Annotated in this window: 13 protein-coding genes and 1 pseudogene; 4 read left to right on the top strand and 10 right to left on the bottom strand. The window is 38.4% G+C overall.

Annotated elements, in window-relative coordinates:
* The first annotated feature begins 392 nt into the window (after positions 1-392).
* Complete coding sequence (locus tag IGJ95_RS03550; protein WP_010736134.1) at positions 393-1,502, top strand: ABC transporter ATP-binding protein; 1,110 nt, start codon at positions 393-395, stop codon at positions 1,500-1,502.
* 93 nt (positions 1,503-1,595) lie between these two features.
* On the opposite strand, the gene IGJ95_RS03545 is transcribed toward IGJ95_RS03550, so the two are convergent.
* The 5 genes from IGJ95_RS03545 to IGJ95_RS03525 all read right to left on the bottom strand — a co-directional run bounded on the left by IGJ95_RS03545 (position 1,596) and on the right by IGJ95_RS03525 (position 6,148).
* Positions 1,596-2,222, bottom strand: coding sequence for a hypothetical protein (locus IGJ95_RS03545; RefSeq protein WP_019722490.1), 627 nt, complete (start codon positions 2,220-2,222; stop codon positions 1,596-1,598).
* A gap of 251 nt (positions 2,223-2,473) precedes the next feature.
* Positions 2,474-3,358 (bottom strand): 16S rRNA (adenine(1518)-N(6)/adenine(1519)-N(6))-dimethyltransferase RsmA, encoded by an 885-nt coding sequence (gene rsmA, locus IGJ95_RS03540; protein WP_153830489.1) that lies wholly within the window; start codon positions 3,356-3,358, stop codon positions 2,474-2,476.
* Positions 3,351-3,920, bottom strand: coding sequence for a ribonuclease M5 (gene rnmV, locus IGJ95_RS03535; RefSeq protein WP_010736137.1), 570 nt, complete (start codon positions 3,918-3,920; stop codon positions 3,351-3,353). The genes rsmA and rnmV overlap by 8 nt, the downstream gene beginning before the upstream one ends.
* Positions 3,913-4,689 (bottom strand): TatD family hydrolase, encoded by a 777-nt coding sequence (locus IGJ95_RS03530; RefSeq protein WP_023519222.1) that lies wholly within the window; start codon positions 4,687-4,689, stop codon positions 3,913-3,915. The genes rnmV and IGJ95_RS03530 overlap by 8 nt, the downstream gene beginning before the upstream one ends.
* A gap of 136 nt (positions 4,690-4,825) precedes the next feature.
* Entirely contained in the window at positions 4,826-6,148 is a 1,323-nt protein-coding gene (locus tag IGJ95_RS03525) for an APC family permease (RefSeq protein ID WP_153830488.1), read from the bottom strand.
* 168 nt (positions 6,149-6,316) lie between these two features.
* On the opposite strand from IGJ95_RS03525, the gene IGJ95_RS03520 reads away from it, so the two are divergent.
* Entirely contained in the window at positions 6,317-6,910 is a 594-nt protein-coding gene (locus IGJ95_RS03520; protein WP_153830487.1) for a hypothetical protein, read from the top strand.
* A 41-nt stretch (positions 6,911-6,951) separates the two neighbouring features.
* Here the strand turns inward: IGJ95_RS03520 and IGJ95_RS03515 are convergent, their stop codons facing one another.
* Positions 6,952-7,713: a Fic family protein gene (locus IGJ95_RS03515; protein WP_153830486.1), complete on the bottom strand. Its 762-nt coding sequence runs from the start codon at positions 7,711-7,713 to the stop codon at positions 6,952-6,954.
* 340 nt (positions 7,714-8,053) lie between these two features.
* Positions 8,054-10,063, bottom strand: a complete 2,010-nt coding sequence (metG, locus tag IGJ95_RS03510) for a methionine--tRNA ligase (RefSeq protein ID WP_153830485.1) — start codon at positions 10,061-10,063, stop codon at positions 8,054-8,056.
* A 277-nt stretch (positions 10,064-10,340) separates the two neighbouring features.
* Between metG and IGJ95_RS03505 the strand changes: the two genes are divergently transcribed.
* On the top strand, positions 10,341-10,619 hold the full coding sequence (locus IGJ95_RS03505) for a hypothetical protein (protein ID WP_010736143.1): 279 nt from the start codon (positions 10,341-10,343) through the stop codon (positions 10,617-10,619).
* A 91-nt stretch (positions 10,620-10,710) separates the two neighbouring features.
* Positions 10,711-11,532 carry an NUDIX domain-containing protein gene (locus IGJ95_RS03500; protein ID WP_010736144.1) on the top strand — a complete coding sequence of 274 codons (822 nt, stop codon included), beginning with the start codon at positions 10,711-10,713 and terminating at the stop codon, positions 11,530-11,532.
* A gap of 124 nt (positions 11,533-11,656) precedes the next feature.
* On the opposite strand, the pseudogene tnpA reads toward IGJ95_RS03500, so the two are convergent.
* The 3 genes and pseudogenes from tnpA to IGJ95_RS03485 form a co-directional block, all read right to left on the bottom strand.
* Positions 11,657-12,109 (bottom strand): annotated as a pseudogene (gene tnpA / locus IGJ95_RS03495) (IS200/IS605 family transposase).
* A gap of 548 nt (positions 12,110-12,657) precedes the next feature.
* Positions 12,658-13,020, bottom strand: a complete 363-nt coding sequence (locus tag IGJ95_RS03490; protein WP_438761461.1) for a hypothetical protein — start codon at positions 13,018-13,020, stop codon at positions 12,658-12,660.
* Positions 13,021-17,376: a coiled-coil domain-containing protein gene (locus IGJ95_RS03485; protein ID WP_438761459.1), complete on the bottom strand. Its 4,356-nt coding sequence runs from the start codon at positions 17,374-17,376 to the stop codon at positions 13,021-13,023.
* Positions 17,377-17,426: the final 50 nt, after the last annotated feature.

Raw genomic sequence — 17,426 nt, 5'->3', positions numbered from 1 at the left:
GTTAAATCGAGTTTAACTTAATTTAACATGAAAATCAAATTTTGTTTTCTTGGTTGCCTCCTTTTTTATATCTCTTAATATCTACAAAGTATTATACGCTCTAAGATAGTGAATACACGGTAAATCTTTGATAACTCGAGCAGTAAAAACAAAAAAATAAATTGCCATATTGCTGGAGTTTGCTCTCATTGTTGAAGGATCTGTTTCATGAACATCATTTATTCTATTTTATAGGTGGCAGATTTAGTAATCTCACGCACTTTCCAATTATTTTGTACACATTGACGAAAGTTCCTACGAATTCTTGTTCATTGTGACATTGAATATAGATAGCGCTTTCAACTATACTAAACACATAAAATAAAAGAAAAAAAGAAAGCGTGGTTTGTACGATGGTAGAAATGGCTCTGAAAAATGTATACAAGAAATATGATAATGCAGAAAACTATTCTGTTACTGACTTTAACTTGGCAATCAAAGATCGCGAATTTATCGTATTCGTTGGTCCTTCCGGTTGTGGGAAATCAACAACTCTACGAATGATCGCTGGTCTTGAAGATATTTCCGAAGGAGAATTGAATATCGGAGGCAAAGTAATGAACGATGTTGCTCCTAAAGACCGTGATATCGCGATGGTATTCCAAAACTATGCCTTATACCCTCACATGACGGTATTTGACAACATGGCGTTTGGTTTGAAATTGCGTAAATACGATAAAGCAGACATCCAACAACGTGTAGAAAATGCTGCAGAGATCCTTGGTTTGACTGAATACTTAAAACGTAAACCTGCTGCTCTTTCTGGGGGGCAACGTCAGCGTGTGGCTTTAGGTCGTGCCATCGTACGTGATGCGAAAGTCTTCTTGATGGATGAGCCATTGTCAAACTTGGATGCCAAACTACGTGTAGCCATGCGTGCCGAGATTGCGAAGTTGCATCAACGCTTAGAAACAACAACCATTTACGTTACCCACGACCAAACAGAAGCGATGACGATGGCAGACCGTATCGTCATCATGAAAGATGGATTTATCCAACAAATCGGTTCACCGAAAGAAGTTTATGACACACCAGTCAACATGTTCGTTGCTGGTTTCATTGGTTCACCTGCCATGAACTTTTTCAACGTAAAATTAAGCCAAGGCGTTATCTCAGATGGTCATGGACTAAAATTGAGAATCCCTGAAGGTAAAAATAAAGTACTAGTTGAAAAAGGTTATGAAGGCAAAGAACTTGTCTTTGGTATTCGTCCTGAAGATATCCACAGTGAACAAGTTGTCTTGGATGCATCACCAGAAACTGTTGTCAATTCAGAAGTCGTTGTTTCAGAATTACTAGGCGCAGAAACCATGCTTTATACTCGCACTGGAACAACTGAGTTCATTTCAAAAGTTGACGCGCGTGACTTCCATAAACCAGGAGAAATGATCGACCTTGCCTTCAATATCAATAAAGGCCATTTCTTTGATAAAGATACAGAAGATGTCATCACGATCCCATAAACGAAACAGAACTTGATGATACGTAAAAGACCCAACGATCGTTCGATCTTGGGTCTTTTTTTGGTTATTTTTCAGTCTTTATCTGTGGCATTGCTAAACGACTTTTTTGATCGTTCCTTGCACGATCTCTTTCTTTTGCTGTTTCTTGGCAGCAGTGAAAACTGGGACATCAAAGAATTTACTCAATGTTCCGGCAATGAAGTAAGCGATATTGTAATCCACCAAACTATGGATCAAGCCACCGATCCCCATTAAGATGAATACGGTATAGAAGTAGCCTTCTGCATAGTATGTTTCCGGCATATTCCCAATGAAGAAGAACACACTCACCACTAGCATTTCGATGATCGAGTGGATCACGCCAATCAATAAGTTAAACCCTTGAAAACGCCAGTTCATTAATGTGAATTGCCCGTCTTTTAAGACGATCCCTGGTTTTTTTTGTAAATACCATGCACCGATTAGAGCGAATACCAAATGAGACAATGCACGAAGCGCAATAATCACAGGTGTCGTCAAGAAGAAACCAAATGTTGTACCTAGCGCCACTGCCACAGCTACACCGGGTGAAAAAAACATTGCGATAAATAATGGCACATGTGAAGCTAGTGTAAATGAAGCAGGCGGAATTACGATCTTAGGCATGATCATCGGAATAAGAACGCCCATCCCGATCAATAAAGCGGAAATTGTCAATTTTCTTACAGAATTTGTTTTCATTTTTTTACTCCCTTGATGTGTCTTGACACATTTGTTTTGACCTATTGTACCGCTAACTTTCTAATGTGTCAAGACACATCAAGAGGAACAAGGCGCCTGAAATACCACCCTCTTTAAAATCCAAGAATTTGATTTGGGATCTTGTTTCCTAAAATAGTCAGGCATCACTTGAAGAATACCCAAAATGGTTTTCTCAAGTGATGCCTTCAGACTTAGAGCGAAAAGACTTTTTCAGCCTTCTATTCCTCATTTTATTTTTTTAGATGTTCCATAGCATTGCTCAAAGTAGCAAATTCTTCTAAAGAAAGTGTTTCTCCTCGTCTTTTCGGATCGATTCCTGCCTCTGTTAGACTTGCGGTTAACCAACTTTTAGTTTCTTCGTCTTTCCCATAGGCATGTTGCAAATTATTCCATAAAGTTTTTCTACGCTGTTGAAACGCAGCCTTTGTCAGACGGAAAAAGGCTTTTTCATCCGTTACGGAAACTGCTGGTATTGCGCGTCTTGTCAATTTCAAGATTGCTGAATCCACGTTTGGTTGTGGCACAAATACTGTTTTTGGCACAATAAACGCCAAACTTGCTTCCATATAGTATTGCACAGCGATCGATAAAGAACCATATGCTTTTGTTCCCGGTTTTGCTGAGATGCGATCAGCGACTTCTTTTTGCATCATTACGATCATTTCGTCAACCACTACGTCTGATTCAAGAAAGTGCATCATGATCGGTGTCGTAATATAATAAGGCAAATTAGCCACCACTTTCAATGGTAACCGCTCATTGAATTGAGTATTGACTGCCTCTGCTAAATCAGTTTTCAAAATATCTTGGTGGATGACTGTGACATTCGGATAAGGTGAAAGGGTATCTGCCAAGACAGGAATCAATCGATCGTCGATTTCAAATGCGACTACTTGTTTGGCATGACGCGCGATTTGCTCTGTTAATGCACCAATTCCTGGCCCTACTTCGATCACATTAGTCTGCTGATCGATTTGACCAGTTTCAATGATTTTCCGAAGGATATTCGGCTCTGTCAAAAAGTTTTGTCCTAAGCTCTTCTTAAAAGAGAAGCCGTGCTTCAATAAAATTTCTTTTGTTCTAGTGGGTGTTGCAATATCCCGATATTCACTCATAATGATCCTCCACTTTTTTCATTGCCTGCTTAAACTCAGTTAACGTAATTCGGAACATGTTCAATCGTTTTTCCAATTGTTTTCCGTTCGTATAGCCGATGCGTAATTCATCACCTAGCATCTCACGTTTTTCTTTTGCATGTGCTCCGGCAATCAATCCATATGCAACCAGCATTTGTCTAGTGATCTCCGGTACTTGGGTCTCATCATCGACTGGCGTAACGACCTTTTTCAACGCTTCTAATATCGCTTCATCACTCGCATGTTCGACCCCTAAGCTTCCCTTTTTTTTCGGTACGGCTTGGTTCCTTGGCAAAAATGCATGTTTTGCTTGTGGTACCACTTCCATGATCGTTTTACGGATCTTCTCACCTGAGAAATCTGGGTCCGTAAAAATAATGATTCCCCTAGTTTCCTGTGCATGTTCGATCTGCATCAAGATTTCTTCATTGATCGCTGAACCAATCGTTTCTATCGTATCGGCTTCAACCACTTCTTGTAGCCTTCTCGTATCGTCTTTCCCTTCGACAACAATGATTTCTTGGATCTTTAACTTAGTCATGCTCTGATAATCCAAATAAATGATGGGCGTTTTTCCATGTTTGTGCCGCAACTTCTTCCATTGGTAGTTGACGAAGTTCAGCGATCTTTTCGACTGTGTAACGAGTATACCCTGGTTCATTTCTTTTTCCTCGATAGGGCACTGGCGCTAAATAAGGAGCATCCGTTTCCACTAATAGACGATCCATTGGGACGTTTGTCGCTGCTTCTTGCACATCTAACGCCTTTTTGAATGTCACGACACCACTAAAAGAAATGTGCATCCCTAAATCAAGGAAACGTTGTGCCCATTCATAATCACCACTAAAGCTATGCATGATTCCGCCAATATCACGAATGTCTTCTTCTTTTAACACCTTATAAGTGTCTTCCAAGGCATCTCTCGTATGGATACTGATCGGTAGACGCATTTCTTTTGCGATGGCGATCTGTCTTCTAAAGATTTTATCTTGGACTTCTTTGGGATCTTCCATCCAATAATAATCCAGTCCGATTTCACCTAAAGCAACCACTTTTGGTAAAGTCAGTTGTTCTTGTAGTTTGTTTTCGATTTCTTTCGTATAGCTACCAGCTTCTGTAGGATGCCAGCCGATGATGCTATAAATGTTTGGGTAATCTTGACTAAGCATCAAGGACTTTTCGATCGTTGGTGTATCAAAGCCTACAACGGCCATTTTAGTCACACCTAGTTCTTCTGCACGCTGGATCGTTTCAGGAATATCATCATTGAATTGTTCCGCGTTCAAATGAGTATGAGAATCAAATATCATCTTTATCTCTCCTTTTCATTCATTACTTTAGCATATAAGCAGGCGTTAAAGAAGTCTCAAAGACTAAAAAACATGAGATATCGTACAAAGAAAGACAAGAAATGACTTGATTCACTTCTTGTCTTTTCATTATCAGTTAGTTACTTTCAGTTTGTCTTTTTTTGTAGTAAAACACAGGTACACCTAACAATGTGACTAAGATTCCGATCAATGCCAAATTCGTTTGTGTGATCAGTGTCATCCCTAAAATAAAGATGGCTCCTAAAATCGCAATGATCGGTATCACTGGATAAAGGGGTACTTTGTATGGACGAGGCATCTCTGGGGCTTTCTTTCTTAAAATAAATACGCCAATAAAAATCAATAAGCTAAATAGCCACATGACAAAAATCAACATATCTGTCAGAAAATCAAATGAACCCAAGCTCATCATGATACATGCAATCGCTAGTTGGAACAACGCAGGGACATAAGGAACGGTGAATTTTTTTGAGAGCTTTGTCAACTGGTTACTGAACGGCAACTCATTTTCTAATGCCATTGCATATGGAACACGAATCCCAGTCAACGTATAACCATTCAGTGCGCCGTAGACAGAGATCAAAATACCGATCGTAACGATTTTTCCTCCTAGTTCACCGAAGATGACCGCTGACGCATCAGATGAAGCATTCAAGTTTCCAGCAATTTGATCAATCGGTAATGTTTTTAAAAAGACGAAGTTGATCAATAGATAAACGAATGTCACAAAACTCAATCCTAAAATAATCGCTTTTGGTAGATCCTTTTCTGGACGTTTCATTTCTCCAGCCATGGCTCCGACACCTAACCAGCCATCGTAAGCGAATAGTGTCGCCAACAAAGCACCACTAAGTCCTTCTGCCCATGAAACACCTTGTCCGGCTTCTACTGGAAATAATTGAACAGTACCCTGTCCGGGTGTCAGAAGCCCCCAAATAATGATCACTGCAATTGGGATCAACTTGACTACCAATGTAATCGATTGAACGTACGCACCAACTTTGGTCCCTAACAGATTCAATCCAGTGATAGAAAGTGCTGTAATAATAGCAATCACTAATAAATAATCAGGAGATAGCTGTAAGAGATTGATCAGCTGTGTTGCAAAGATGATCGATAATGCCGCAATGTTGGCTGGAAAGTAAATCAAACTTTGTGCCCAGCCTAACAAAAAACTTGGTAACTTACCGTAAGCTGCTTCAATATACTTGACAGCTCCACCTGTTTCAGGAATGGCAGTGGCTAATTCAGCAACTGTTAGCCCCGCACTGATCGTTAAGAATCCCCCTAACAACCACGCGAGTAACGTCAAACTTGTTGATTGTGTACTTGCCACTACCGCAGCTGTTTTAAAAAAGACGCCGGCGCCGATCACAGTTCCCATTACTGTGGATAATGCACCAAACAAATTGATCTCGCGTTTTAATTTCCCCTTCATCCTCTTCCTCATTTCGTATTTCTTTTTTATTTTTTTCAGTATAACCGAGAACTTTTCATTTTACCATTCTTTTCAGAAATTTGTAGTGAAAATATCCCTCTAAAGACGGATGTATTCTTGTCTTACTTCTTATAGAATGAAGCTACTTGAAATGTCAGGAGGTACCCGATGGATTTTCAATCGATCGATCCAAAACTAGCATCTTATCTAAAAGATAAAGGTACTACTTTCTTTCCACAAAAAGAACAAAAACAATCCAAGCTACATTGGTTATTGTTGATTTTATTTGGCTGGCTAACAATTGCGACATTGACACAGCAATTGCTATTGATGGCTGGTTTTCTTCTCATTGCCGCCTTGATCAAAGGGCCTGGGATGTTGTTGTGGGGAATCGTCTATTCCTTTCTCGTCGGCTTGTTTCCGCCCATTGCTTTTTTACTATCGGTCATCTTTTTACTATTGAATGTTCAAACGATCGTCAAAAATTGGCGCGTCACGATGGTCGGGATTTTTTTCTACGGCTATCCTTTAGCCATGAACGCCTTGCGCCACTTGACTGATTGGGATACAAGATGGTTCTTTGCGATCAGCTTGCTCCTAGGGCTGGTGATCCTTCACTCGCTATTGACCAAGATTTATGCACGTTACGGCAATAGCCGCCTGATTGCTTGGTATATTCTATGTATTCCATTTTCAATCGTCGCAGCATTATTGCCAACGAAAATCAAACAACGGCTAAAACTAAAAAAAGTCGGACGATGATTATCATCGCTCGACTTTTTTCAATTATCTATAAAGCTATTTTATTGATGAACCGATCCTGTGAATTTCATTTTTTTTAAAAACTGTTCATACATATCTTGACTCATACCTAAAGTATCAAGTAAATAACCATTCTCGGTTCCCCAATTACTTAAACCTCTGTAGTAGAACTCACGATGGACATCTTTGATCACGAAAGGCATGATATTGTGCTTCAAGCATTCTTTGAACATGATCAAACGTCCCGTACGTCCGTTGCCATCTGCAAATGGGTGGATGCGTTCATATTTCACATGAAAATCTGCAATTTCAACTAAGCTTTGTTTTTTTGAGTTCTCATAGTGAGCAAGTAATTCCGTCATTTTTTCAGTTACTTCCTCGGGTGCTATGGTTTCAACCTCATCATAACCAAAACCAATCATATTTTGAACAAGTTTAAATTCTCCGACAGGTGTTAGCGGATTGTTTTCATCAGTTGTTCCTCGTTTCAAAATTCGATGTAGTTCTTTGATAAAATCATTCGATAACGGTTCTTCGATATGATCGATCACGTAATCGAAACCTTTGAAATGATTTTCTGTTTCTTTGATATCATCTAGTTTCGTTGCCTCGCCACTTTCAGCAGGAGGGAGAATATTATTTTCAAATATTAAGGCGGTTTGCTTCTCAGAAATTCTCGACCCTTCGATTCGATTGGAGTTATACGCCATTTCTACTTGAGTCAAATGGTAAATTCCGCCATGCAGATTTGCTTTTTTTTCCAGTACAAATCGGGTAACTAAATCTAACTCAGCCACATTCATCTTTCGTCTCCTTCCAATAGATAGCATAGTTATCCTATTTCTTATCAAGCGCTAACTAAGCCAATGACCTGCTCATTCGGCTTGGATCGTTTACTTACTCACTTTTCTTTCTTATTGTAACATGAATGAATGGTTTAATACTGCAGTTCCAAAAAATTTGTCACTCAATCAAAGTTATAAAAAAGCCGAGGAGATTCGTCCTTTCGTACCCCCTAAAAACAAATAAACGGTGTTCGCACAACCTCGTTAGTTTTATTTTTATAGAGCCATGAAAAGTAAGGTTATCAAAAAAGAACTATTCTAAGCTTATTTGCTTAGAATAGTTCTTAACAGTCATTGATTAGCCAACTTCAGAACCGTTTGGAATACCTTTTGGTGCTTCGATCACTTGTAATGAACCATCAGCTGCTTCTGCTGAAAGAATCATTCCTTGACTGATCAGCCCGCGCATTTTGCGTGGTTTCAAGTTAGCAACGATCACTAATTTTTTGCCGATCAATTCACTTGGATCAGGATAAAATTCGGCAATACCGGATAAGATTTGACGGTCTTGGTCATCTCCTGCATCTAGACGGAATTGCAATAATTTATCTGCCCCTTCGACTTTTTGGCAATTGATGACTTCTGCTACTTTTAATTCGACTTTTTCAAATACATCGAATTTGATTTGTTTTTCTTTAGTCGAAACAAGCTCTGTTTCTTCTGGGTCCCATTTGACAGAGTCCTCATTTGTTTGAGTACCTTCTGACATTTTTGCTTGGATATACGCAATTTCTTCTTCCAGCTCTAAGCGTGGGAAAATCGGTGTACCTTTTGCAACGACTTTTGTCCCAGATGGGAATTCACCGAAGTGTAATCCTTCAAGGTTCATCGTCTCGGCATCCAACCCTAATTGATTGAAGATTTTAGTTGGTGTTTCTGTCATGATCGGTTGTAAGAGGATCGCAGTGATACGTAACGATTCAGCTAAGTGGATCATCACGCTCTCTAACTCTTTTTTCTTCTCTTCGTCTTTTGCTAAGACCCAAGGTTCTGTTTCATCGATATATTTGTTGGCACGAGAAATCAATACCCAGATTTCGGCTAAAGCAGTGTTGAATTCCATTTTTTCCATTGCGTCATGATAACGACCAACCACATTCGCAGCAGTTGTTGATAACTCACTGTCAAACGGTGTCACTAATGACGCATAGTCAGGAACCATGCCATCACAATATTTATTGATCATTGCAATCGTTCGATTCAAAAGATTCCCTAAGTCATTCGCCAAATCGTAGTTCACACGTGACACAAAGTCTTCTGGTGTAAATACGCCATCTGAACCAAATGGTACTGCACGCAATAAGTAATAACGCAAAGCATCTAAGCCATAGCGTTCTACGAGCATTTCTGGATAAACGACATTGCCTTTCGATTTAGACATCTTGCCGTCTTTCATCAACAACCAGCCATGTCCAAAGACTTTCTTTGGCAATGGGATATCTAATGCCATCAACATGATCGGCCAATAGATCGTATGGAACCGAACGATTTCTTTTCCAACCATATGGACATCTGCGGGCCAATATTTCTGGAATAATTGATCGTCTTCTGAACCGTAGCCCAGTGCGGTGATGTAGTTCGACAACGCATCGATCCAGACATACACTACATGTTTCGGATCATTTTTAACATTGATTCCCCAGCTGAATGTCGTCCGTGAAACTGCTAGATCTTCTAAACCTGGTTTGATGAAGTTATTGATCATCTCATTTTTACGTGATTCAGGTTGGATAAACTCTGGGTGTTCTTCGTAGTACTCTAACAAGCGATCTGCATACTTACTCATACGGAAGAAATAAGACTCTTCCTTGACTAGCTCAACTTCATGACCACTTGGCGCTTTCCCGCCGATCACTTTGCCGTCTTCATCTTTGTATACTTCTGCAAGTTGAGTTTCTGTAAAGAATTCCTCATCAGAGACAGAATACCAACCTTCATATTCACCTAAGTAAATATCGCCTTGTTCAAGCAAACGATCAAAGATTTTTTGAACTGCTGCTTTATGATAATCATCAGTTGTGCGAATGAATTTATCGTAGCTGATATCTAATGTCTTCCATAGTTTTTTGACATCTGCAGCCATTTTGTCTACATATTCCTGTGGCTCTACGCCTAATTCTTCTGCTTTTTTCTCGATTTTCTGTCCGTGTTCATCTACCCCAGTTAGATAAAACACATCAAAGCCCATCAAACGTTTATAACGTGCAACAGCATCACATGCAATCGTTGTATAAGAATTGCCAATGTGCAGTTTGCCACTTGGATAATAGATGGGCGTAGTGATATAAAAAGTTTCCTTTTCTGCCATGGGGTACTTCCTCCTTTATCGCATGGTGCGAATTCGTTTCCTTGCTAGTATACCATAAAATGAATACGCTGTTAGCTTTTTTTGATAACTCCCGAAATGTAAAGATGTCCTTTCCCTTCAAGAAAACATCTATAAAGAACCTACGTTATCGTGATGAACCACTTCCTTCTCTATCCACACTCTCACTCCTTTTTCTTCAGGATCGTCTACTCTCTCATTTTTACTTTACAAACATGCTATAATAAGCAATATCATATAAGAAAAGGTTTTGAGACTAATGACAAAAAAACACAAACGAATGATTATCAGCATTGCTTTACTTTCTCTCATCCATCTATTATTTAGTTTTTACTATTTACATCTGTATGGTTATTTCAATCTACATGGGCAATTAAATACTTTTCTTTTGCTCACTTTGATCCTTCGAGTGATCCTAGCAGGGTATATCGTCCTCTGTGGCTTTTTCGCCATTCGAGAAGAAAAACAGAAGCTTCTCCCTTTTTATTTGCTTTTCTTCCTATTTAATCTACTCTTACCGTTTCTTTTTCAACTCTGAGTTGGATTTATTTGTCTAGAAATCTTTGGTTTTCAGAGAGATTCTGCTACAATAAAGTAAAAAGTACCTTAACATAATAGGAGGTGAGAAAGTGGAACATTTTCATTCAAAAGAAGAAGAAAAAACATATTATGAACAAGAGGCCTCTGAAACTGATTTCTTATCTTGGTACCAAGACCAAGAACGTCCTGAATATGAAAAACCTTCCTTGACCGTCGATATCGTTTTACTCTGCTACAACAAAGAAGAAGATCAATTAAAAGTTTTACTTATCCAACGTAAAAGCCATCCTTACCGAAATTCTTGGGCACTTCCCGGAGGATTCGTCCAAAAAAATGAATCGACTGGTGCCAGCGTATTGCGAGAAACAAAAGAAGAAACAGGCGTCATCATATCCGAAGAAAATATTGAACAACTGCATACCTTCAGTACACCGAATCGTGATCCTCGTGGCTGGGTCGTGACAGTCAGCTATCTCGCCTTTATCGGTGAAGAACCTTTGATCGCTGGAGACGATGCCAAAGAAGTGCAGTGGTTTTCACTTGAACGCAATGCAAACAAACTGCATTTATCGAGTGGGGATGTAGCAATCACTCTAGACTTGACGACGAGCGAGTCTTCTGGCAAAGACACATTAGCTTTTGACCATAGCGAGATCATTGTCAAAGCCTTCAACCGTGTCGTCAACAAAATGGAACATGAACCCCAAGTGCTTCAAGTGCTAGGAAAAGACTTCACGATCACTGAAGCACGCAAAGTATTCGCTAAATTCTTAGGGATCGATTTTAAAATGATCGATCATTCCAATTTCAAAAAAGCTATGTTACAATACTTCGATGAAATCGGTGAACGTCCTGTCGGTATCGGACGTCCCTCAAAGATCTATCAATTAAAACCTGGACATACAGAGTAAATATCCACCCGTGAAAACGGGTGGCTTTTTAACAGCTCTAGAAGGGCTCACCACTCGCTAGCCCCTTAAAAGGGGCTTTTTAAATAACCACCAACCGCTCGCTCACAGCTCTATCTCTCTTTAACTATTTAAATGGATCTACATACTCTTGTTTACTTATACTATCTCTAATTCGATCATCTGCTTCTTGTTCTCGAATATATTTTTCAATTGTTTTTTGATTTAACCCAACCGTACTCACGTAGTATCCTTTGAACCAAAAGCTTTTATTCCCATACTTATATTTCAAATTCGCATGTTTTTCATGGATTAAAGTTGCACTTCATCCATTTAAGTAGCCCATAAAACTAGAAATACTAATCTTTGGTAGTATTCTTACTAACATATGAATATGGTCAGGCATTGCATGTGCTCCAATGATTTCAACATCTTTCATCTCACACAATTTTCTTAATATCTGACCAATACTTACTCTTAACTTTCCATAAATCACTTTTCGTCTATACTTCGGGATGAATACTATGTGATACTTACAATTCCATCTTGTATGTGCTAAACTTTTATCATCGTTAGACATAAAAAAACTCCTTTCAATCTGATATGCGGTTGGTAGCCACTATTAGTATATCGAAAGGAGTTTTTTATCGCTAAAGCTATTTCGTCCACGCATAGAAACGCGCGGTTTTTTTGTTTCGTACGCTACGCGAACGAAACTGACTAAAGTCAATAACAAAAAAACTGTAGAACAAAGAAATTTTTTCTTTGTCTACAGTCTGATTATGTTTGGTTCCTATTTGTGGGAGTTGCTTTTCATTACTCGAGCCTTTTTCATTTAAATATGAAGGGGGAACTGGCAAGACTTTTATGAACAAAAAGGTAAGTTAATTTTGTGAGGATGGACTTCCAATTTTTTGAAACAGTTTGGACAGGTAGTCCTTCATCCAGGATGAATAAAACCGCTTATCGTTTGAATTCTTGTGTAAATGGTCCATGTTTCATAGTAATTCCCCCCACAAACTCTCTTAACTTGGTATCTACTTTAATATAACTCGTCCATCACTCCTCCTTAATTTTTTGTTTAGTTTATTATACCAAGCCCATATATTTTTGAATGACCTACTTGAATTAATATTGTGGAGTTACTTCTTGCAGATGGTTTGTTCGTCTCTTCGAGACATTTTGTCGAAGTTTATTACTTTTTTCAATACTACTAGTTACAAGGTTCGAGAAACTTAAAGTCAATGAAGGGTGTGTTGGGCTCATTACTCCTTGTTCTTTTATAATATATTCAGTTGTACTGTTATTACTTTTTATCATACTAGTCGTTAGAAGGTCTGAGACTTCCTTTTTCAACATATCTTTTGCTTTATATTTTAGTATTTTTAAAGATTCCGTGTGTACAGGCATTCTTGTTTCTTTCGGCATTTCTTTACTTGGGATATCTGTACTTACATTATCCATTACTTTTGTTGTGGTCTGTTCTTTCATTTAGTTTAACTGATGATTTACCTCTAAATTTGAATTTCTAGACAGATAAGCCATTGCCGTATAGAGGAACAGAAATTTTAGTTTCATTTTTTTATTATCTGTACTTCTTGGGACACGAACGATTTCATCCATCTCTCTTCCTTCGATAATGTCCCTTAAAATCATTGTAAAGAATTCTGCATCTGTCAATAAAAAATTATAAAGCAACACATCATCTTCACACATTCTCCTTATAACCTCAGACTTGGATAAGGTAGGTAAATTCAATTCTTTCGCTAAATGATCCACAAAAACACCGAAAGGTTTAGAATCTACATTTACTATGTTTTTTAATTCCTCGTAAAACCGGTTTATTGCTTGTGCTGTAGTCAATTCCGTCCCTCTTAGAGAATAATATTGAACTGCCAGATCGTTTGTATTTGAAACAAGATGTGATCCTTCATGAAAGAGCACTGAAGAAGGTCTTGCTGTTAGCTCATATTCTGGATATTTTTGAGGATCCAAATGAAAACTATCTGCATAAATAATGACCCGACATTCTCCATCAACTGGAAAAACCTCTGCTTTCGGAATATTTATATCAGCTGTTGATACATAAACATCTAATCCTTCTTTCTTGGTGAATGAATCACTCCAAACGAGCAAAATATTTTCATAGTCCCATTCCTTTGATTGCTTATAGAAGTCTTTGATTTTTTTCAACCTATTCAACAGTCTTTTAATCGTTTCTGTTATGATGAGTTCTTGGCTAGGAATCTCACCTATTGAAAATAATTTTATTAAATATTTCCCTTCCTTAGATTGTGAAAGAGTTTGATCAAACTTAACTAGTTCAATCGCTTTGTCAAGTTCAAATTGTGCCTGCTCTGCTTGTGCAATAGCTTTGTCAAGCGGAGATTCTGCAAGCTGAACTTTTGCCACAGCATCGTTAACTACAGCTTTTGCCACAGCGTTTTCAACCTCAGCGTTTGCCACGGCTTTATTAAGCTCAACTTTTTCAGTAGTTTTGTCAAGCAATAATTTTTCAAATATGGCTATTCCAGAATCTGCAAAATCCATTAATTGTTCAAGACCATATTCCATATCTTGAACAAACGGTTTGAGAAAGTCTGGCACTTTATCAGAAGTAACTCCTGCCACTGTTTTAAAAGTAGAATTGGGCGGCAAGTTCACTTTAATTGTTTTCAAAATACTCTGTCTTATTTCCTCGTCACTAAAATGATATTTATTAGGCAAATCTGAAACAAATTCAGTTAACGGTGCAAGTCGAACATTAGGATCTTCTATTCTTGGAATTACACCTTTAGAAAGCTCTGCTTCTCTAAGTTTACTCCATAAATCATATTTTCCCGCGGATTTGGGAATATCATTATTTTCCACTTGACCAACCAATGTGCCCATTTTAACCCTTTTATCGTGAGAACTTGTGCTTGAAGTACCTGAGGTGCCCGGTGTCTCTCCTTGCGACACTCTTGATTCACCTGAAGTGGTTTTTCTTTTATGCTGTAAAGCCTCTAACTTATGAGGTTTTTCTTTCTTACTTGTTTGTTCAATTGCTTCTACCTTCGCTCTTTCCGAATCTGTCTCAAAACGAAACTTGCCTTTTTTTTCATCAAATATCAAAATCGTCATCGGTTCATTGTATTCCTTTTTCACTAAATAATACCGATTGCTATTTTTATCCAATGCGATCAACGGAATGTAATGATTATTGATCTTGATGTAGGATCTGCCTGATTCATTCCACATCATCCACTTTCCATACGGAGCAGAAAGTCCACTTGGATCTTTTAGTGTTTCAAACTTATCTAACATCCCAGCGATTTTTTCCTCTACGGATTTTGATATGAAAGTAGACGTTGCTTCTTCAAAATACCATTCCATCCCGTTAAAATTCACTGGTAACATTTTTCCTTCATGACGATCATAAACATCTAATCGGATTCCATGCTCTTTGATGACTGTCATGGTCACTTCAATCAATTTCCCCTTCATTTCAATACAACGCTTCGTTTCTTCACCTTCTTTTACTACAGTTGTGATCTTCCCTGTACCATAGGCTTGAGGATTTAAATTATCTTCCACGACAAAGATCTGATTTTCATCTAACTTCACCTCCAAGAGGTTAATCAAGTTGAGTTGTTCATTCGTAAATGTAGCGGGTCTATAGGGTTCTAAGCGATCCCCCTTTTTCATAAGCAAGCCGCCAAACACCTCTGCAGTTTCTAGATTCGTCACGCGCATATACAAATGAGCATTCACTTTTCTCACTGGTACTTCCAGACCATTTAACTGAACGATCTCGATTGATTTCTCCCACGCTTTTTGCGTCTTCTCCCACGCTTCGACTCTTTCTAACATTTCTCTCGTCTTTTTACCCACACGAAGTTCATTTTTGAACTGCACTACTTTTCTAATGATCCATCGTCCTCCACCTACAATGGTCTCAAATCCTGGATCAATCGTTTGTGCAAGAGTTAACGCAAGTCTTCTGGTCTCGGCCGCTGTTGGTAGGAAACTTTTACCACTTCTGATGGCGTTGCGAATTCCTCTACTGGCAAACGCTCGAGCCACACCTAATGTAAATTTCATATTGAGGGAAGTGACTTGACCGAGTACCGGAATCATGAGTAAGGCATCAATCGTACAAGAAACAATTGCTCCTTCTGTGTCTTGATTAATGCTCCCTGTCACACAATCATAAAAAGGAATAAAATGCTTGACGACCTCCAAAGCTTTTTCGAGATCCGCTTTGTCGTCTCCCGAATCATACAATTGTTGATACAGTTGATCACTATGTTTACGACTAAGTGCTTCAATGAATGGAGTTGTCTCAACTCCATGGGATAATTTTTTACTCCAATTCATACGAGTAGAAAATGTAAAAAGTTTATCCCCGATCCGAATCTCATTTCCTTCTTTCTTATACCCATTTTTCCAAAGGTTTTTCTGATCAAATAACCCAAATTTGAGGTATAATAGAGGATCTTGATCAACACGATAAAAACGATAACCTCCTTCGCCAGCCAACTGCTTCAGGGCATACCAACGTTTTTCCTTTTCGTTGTCCGCTACAAACAGATCGGTTTTGTCTAGATTTAGAATCGTTCTCTGTTTCTTCTTCATAGAAAGCAACTGATACATCTTCAGAGCCACACTTACGACTGGCACTTCAGCCATATAGTCACTTTCATTTGTTAACTCGGCATTTGCCTCATATAGCTGAGTTCCTTCTGAAAAAATAAACGCTCTTTCCTCTTTGTCGAAGGCGAGTAATGCAAACTCTATCAGTTTTTTATTCAGTGGCAAATACGTATCTGCTACATTTTTCGTCAATTTAACATAACTAGTTTCTAATTTCTCTGGAATCCAGTCAATATCTGGACAAGGATCTTCTGAACCTATAAGATAATTTTGTTTGATCACATGAAATGAAATGAGGGAACCTTTGTCGCGACAAGTCTGTGCCACAGTTATAGCCAATGCTTTTTTTCGACGCCATTGAAGAAAGACTTTTTGATAAGCTTTATACAATTGACTGAGGAGTTCTTGATTTTCGACTAGCTTATAATAACCTTCTTGTTGATATCCAATAAAGGTACTGATTGCCACTTCTTTGTAGGTGTCCGTAGCCAATGCCTCTCGTAATAGATTTGGTTCTAGTTGGGCGACCGCAAGCAAAGAAGGCATTAGAAGTTGACGGAATTCTTCATAGCTGGTCACGCCTTTTTCAAGGATCGTTTCCCAGAAATGTTGCCCCATCAACCAACTATCTTCTTGACTGAATGCCTGTGGGTACCCACTCTCATTTAAAATTTGTGCTCCTGTCAGCTGCATCAATGATTGATAATCAGAAATCAATAAGTGATCCGCTAAACCACTGCTATCTAGAAAATAATTTGGTAGCTCTTTATGAAGTAACAAATTCCATAATTTGTTAAAGACTCTTTTCTGTTCTTGAGAAAGGGTAGGCGTATCTAACTGAATTAATCCCTCTTTTTCTAAGTTTCTGACAGTGAATAAATCTCTCAATCGACCTATGGTAAATTGCTCTACATCAGGAGCCGACACCAAGGTTTTGACTATATAAGCTTCAATCGAACTTCCTAATATCGTTTCAAAGGCCCATTTCATGACAGTTAATTCGGCATCTTTGTTTGAAATCTTTTCCTTTCCTTTTATATCATAAAGCTTCAATCCTTTTATAATCACTTTTGCTACTGCTTGAATTCTTTTATAATTGAAGACGAATTTGTTATTTTCTTCTTTGATGATCCATTTTCCTAAGGCGATCAATATTTGTTCTTTGGTTGGCTGATTTGGTAATAATTCCTTTTCTTGAAAAAATGCTTCCATTTGTTTTCGCACATTAGGGTCAAGCCATTGAATTCCATCAGTTTCGCTGT

The organism is Enterococcus sp. AZ156 (assembly GCF_051714165.1).
Classification (GTDB): Bacteria; Bacillota; Bacilli; order Lactobacillales; family Enterococcaceae; genus Enterococcus_B; species Enterococcus_B pernyi.
The sequence above is the reverse complement of the archived record's forward strand: the minus strand, read 5'-3'. Positions and strand labels throughout refer to the sequence as shown.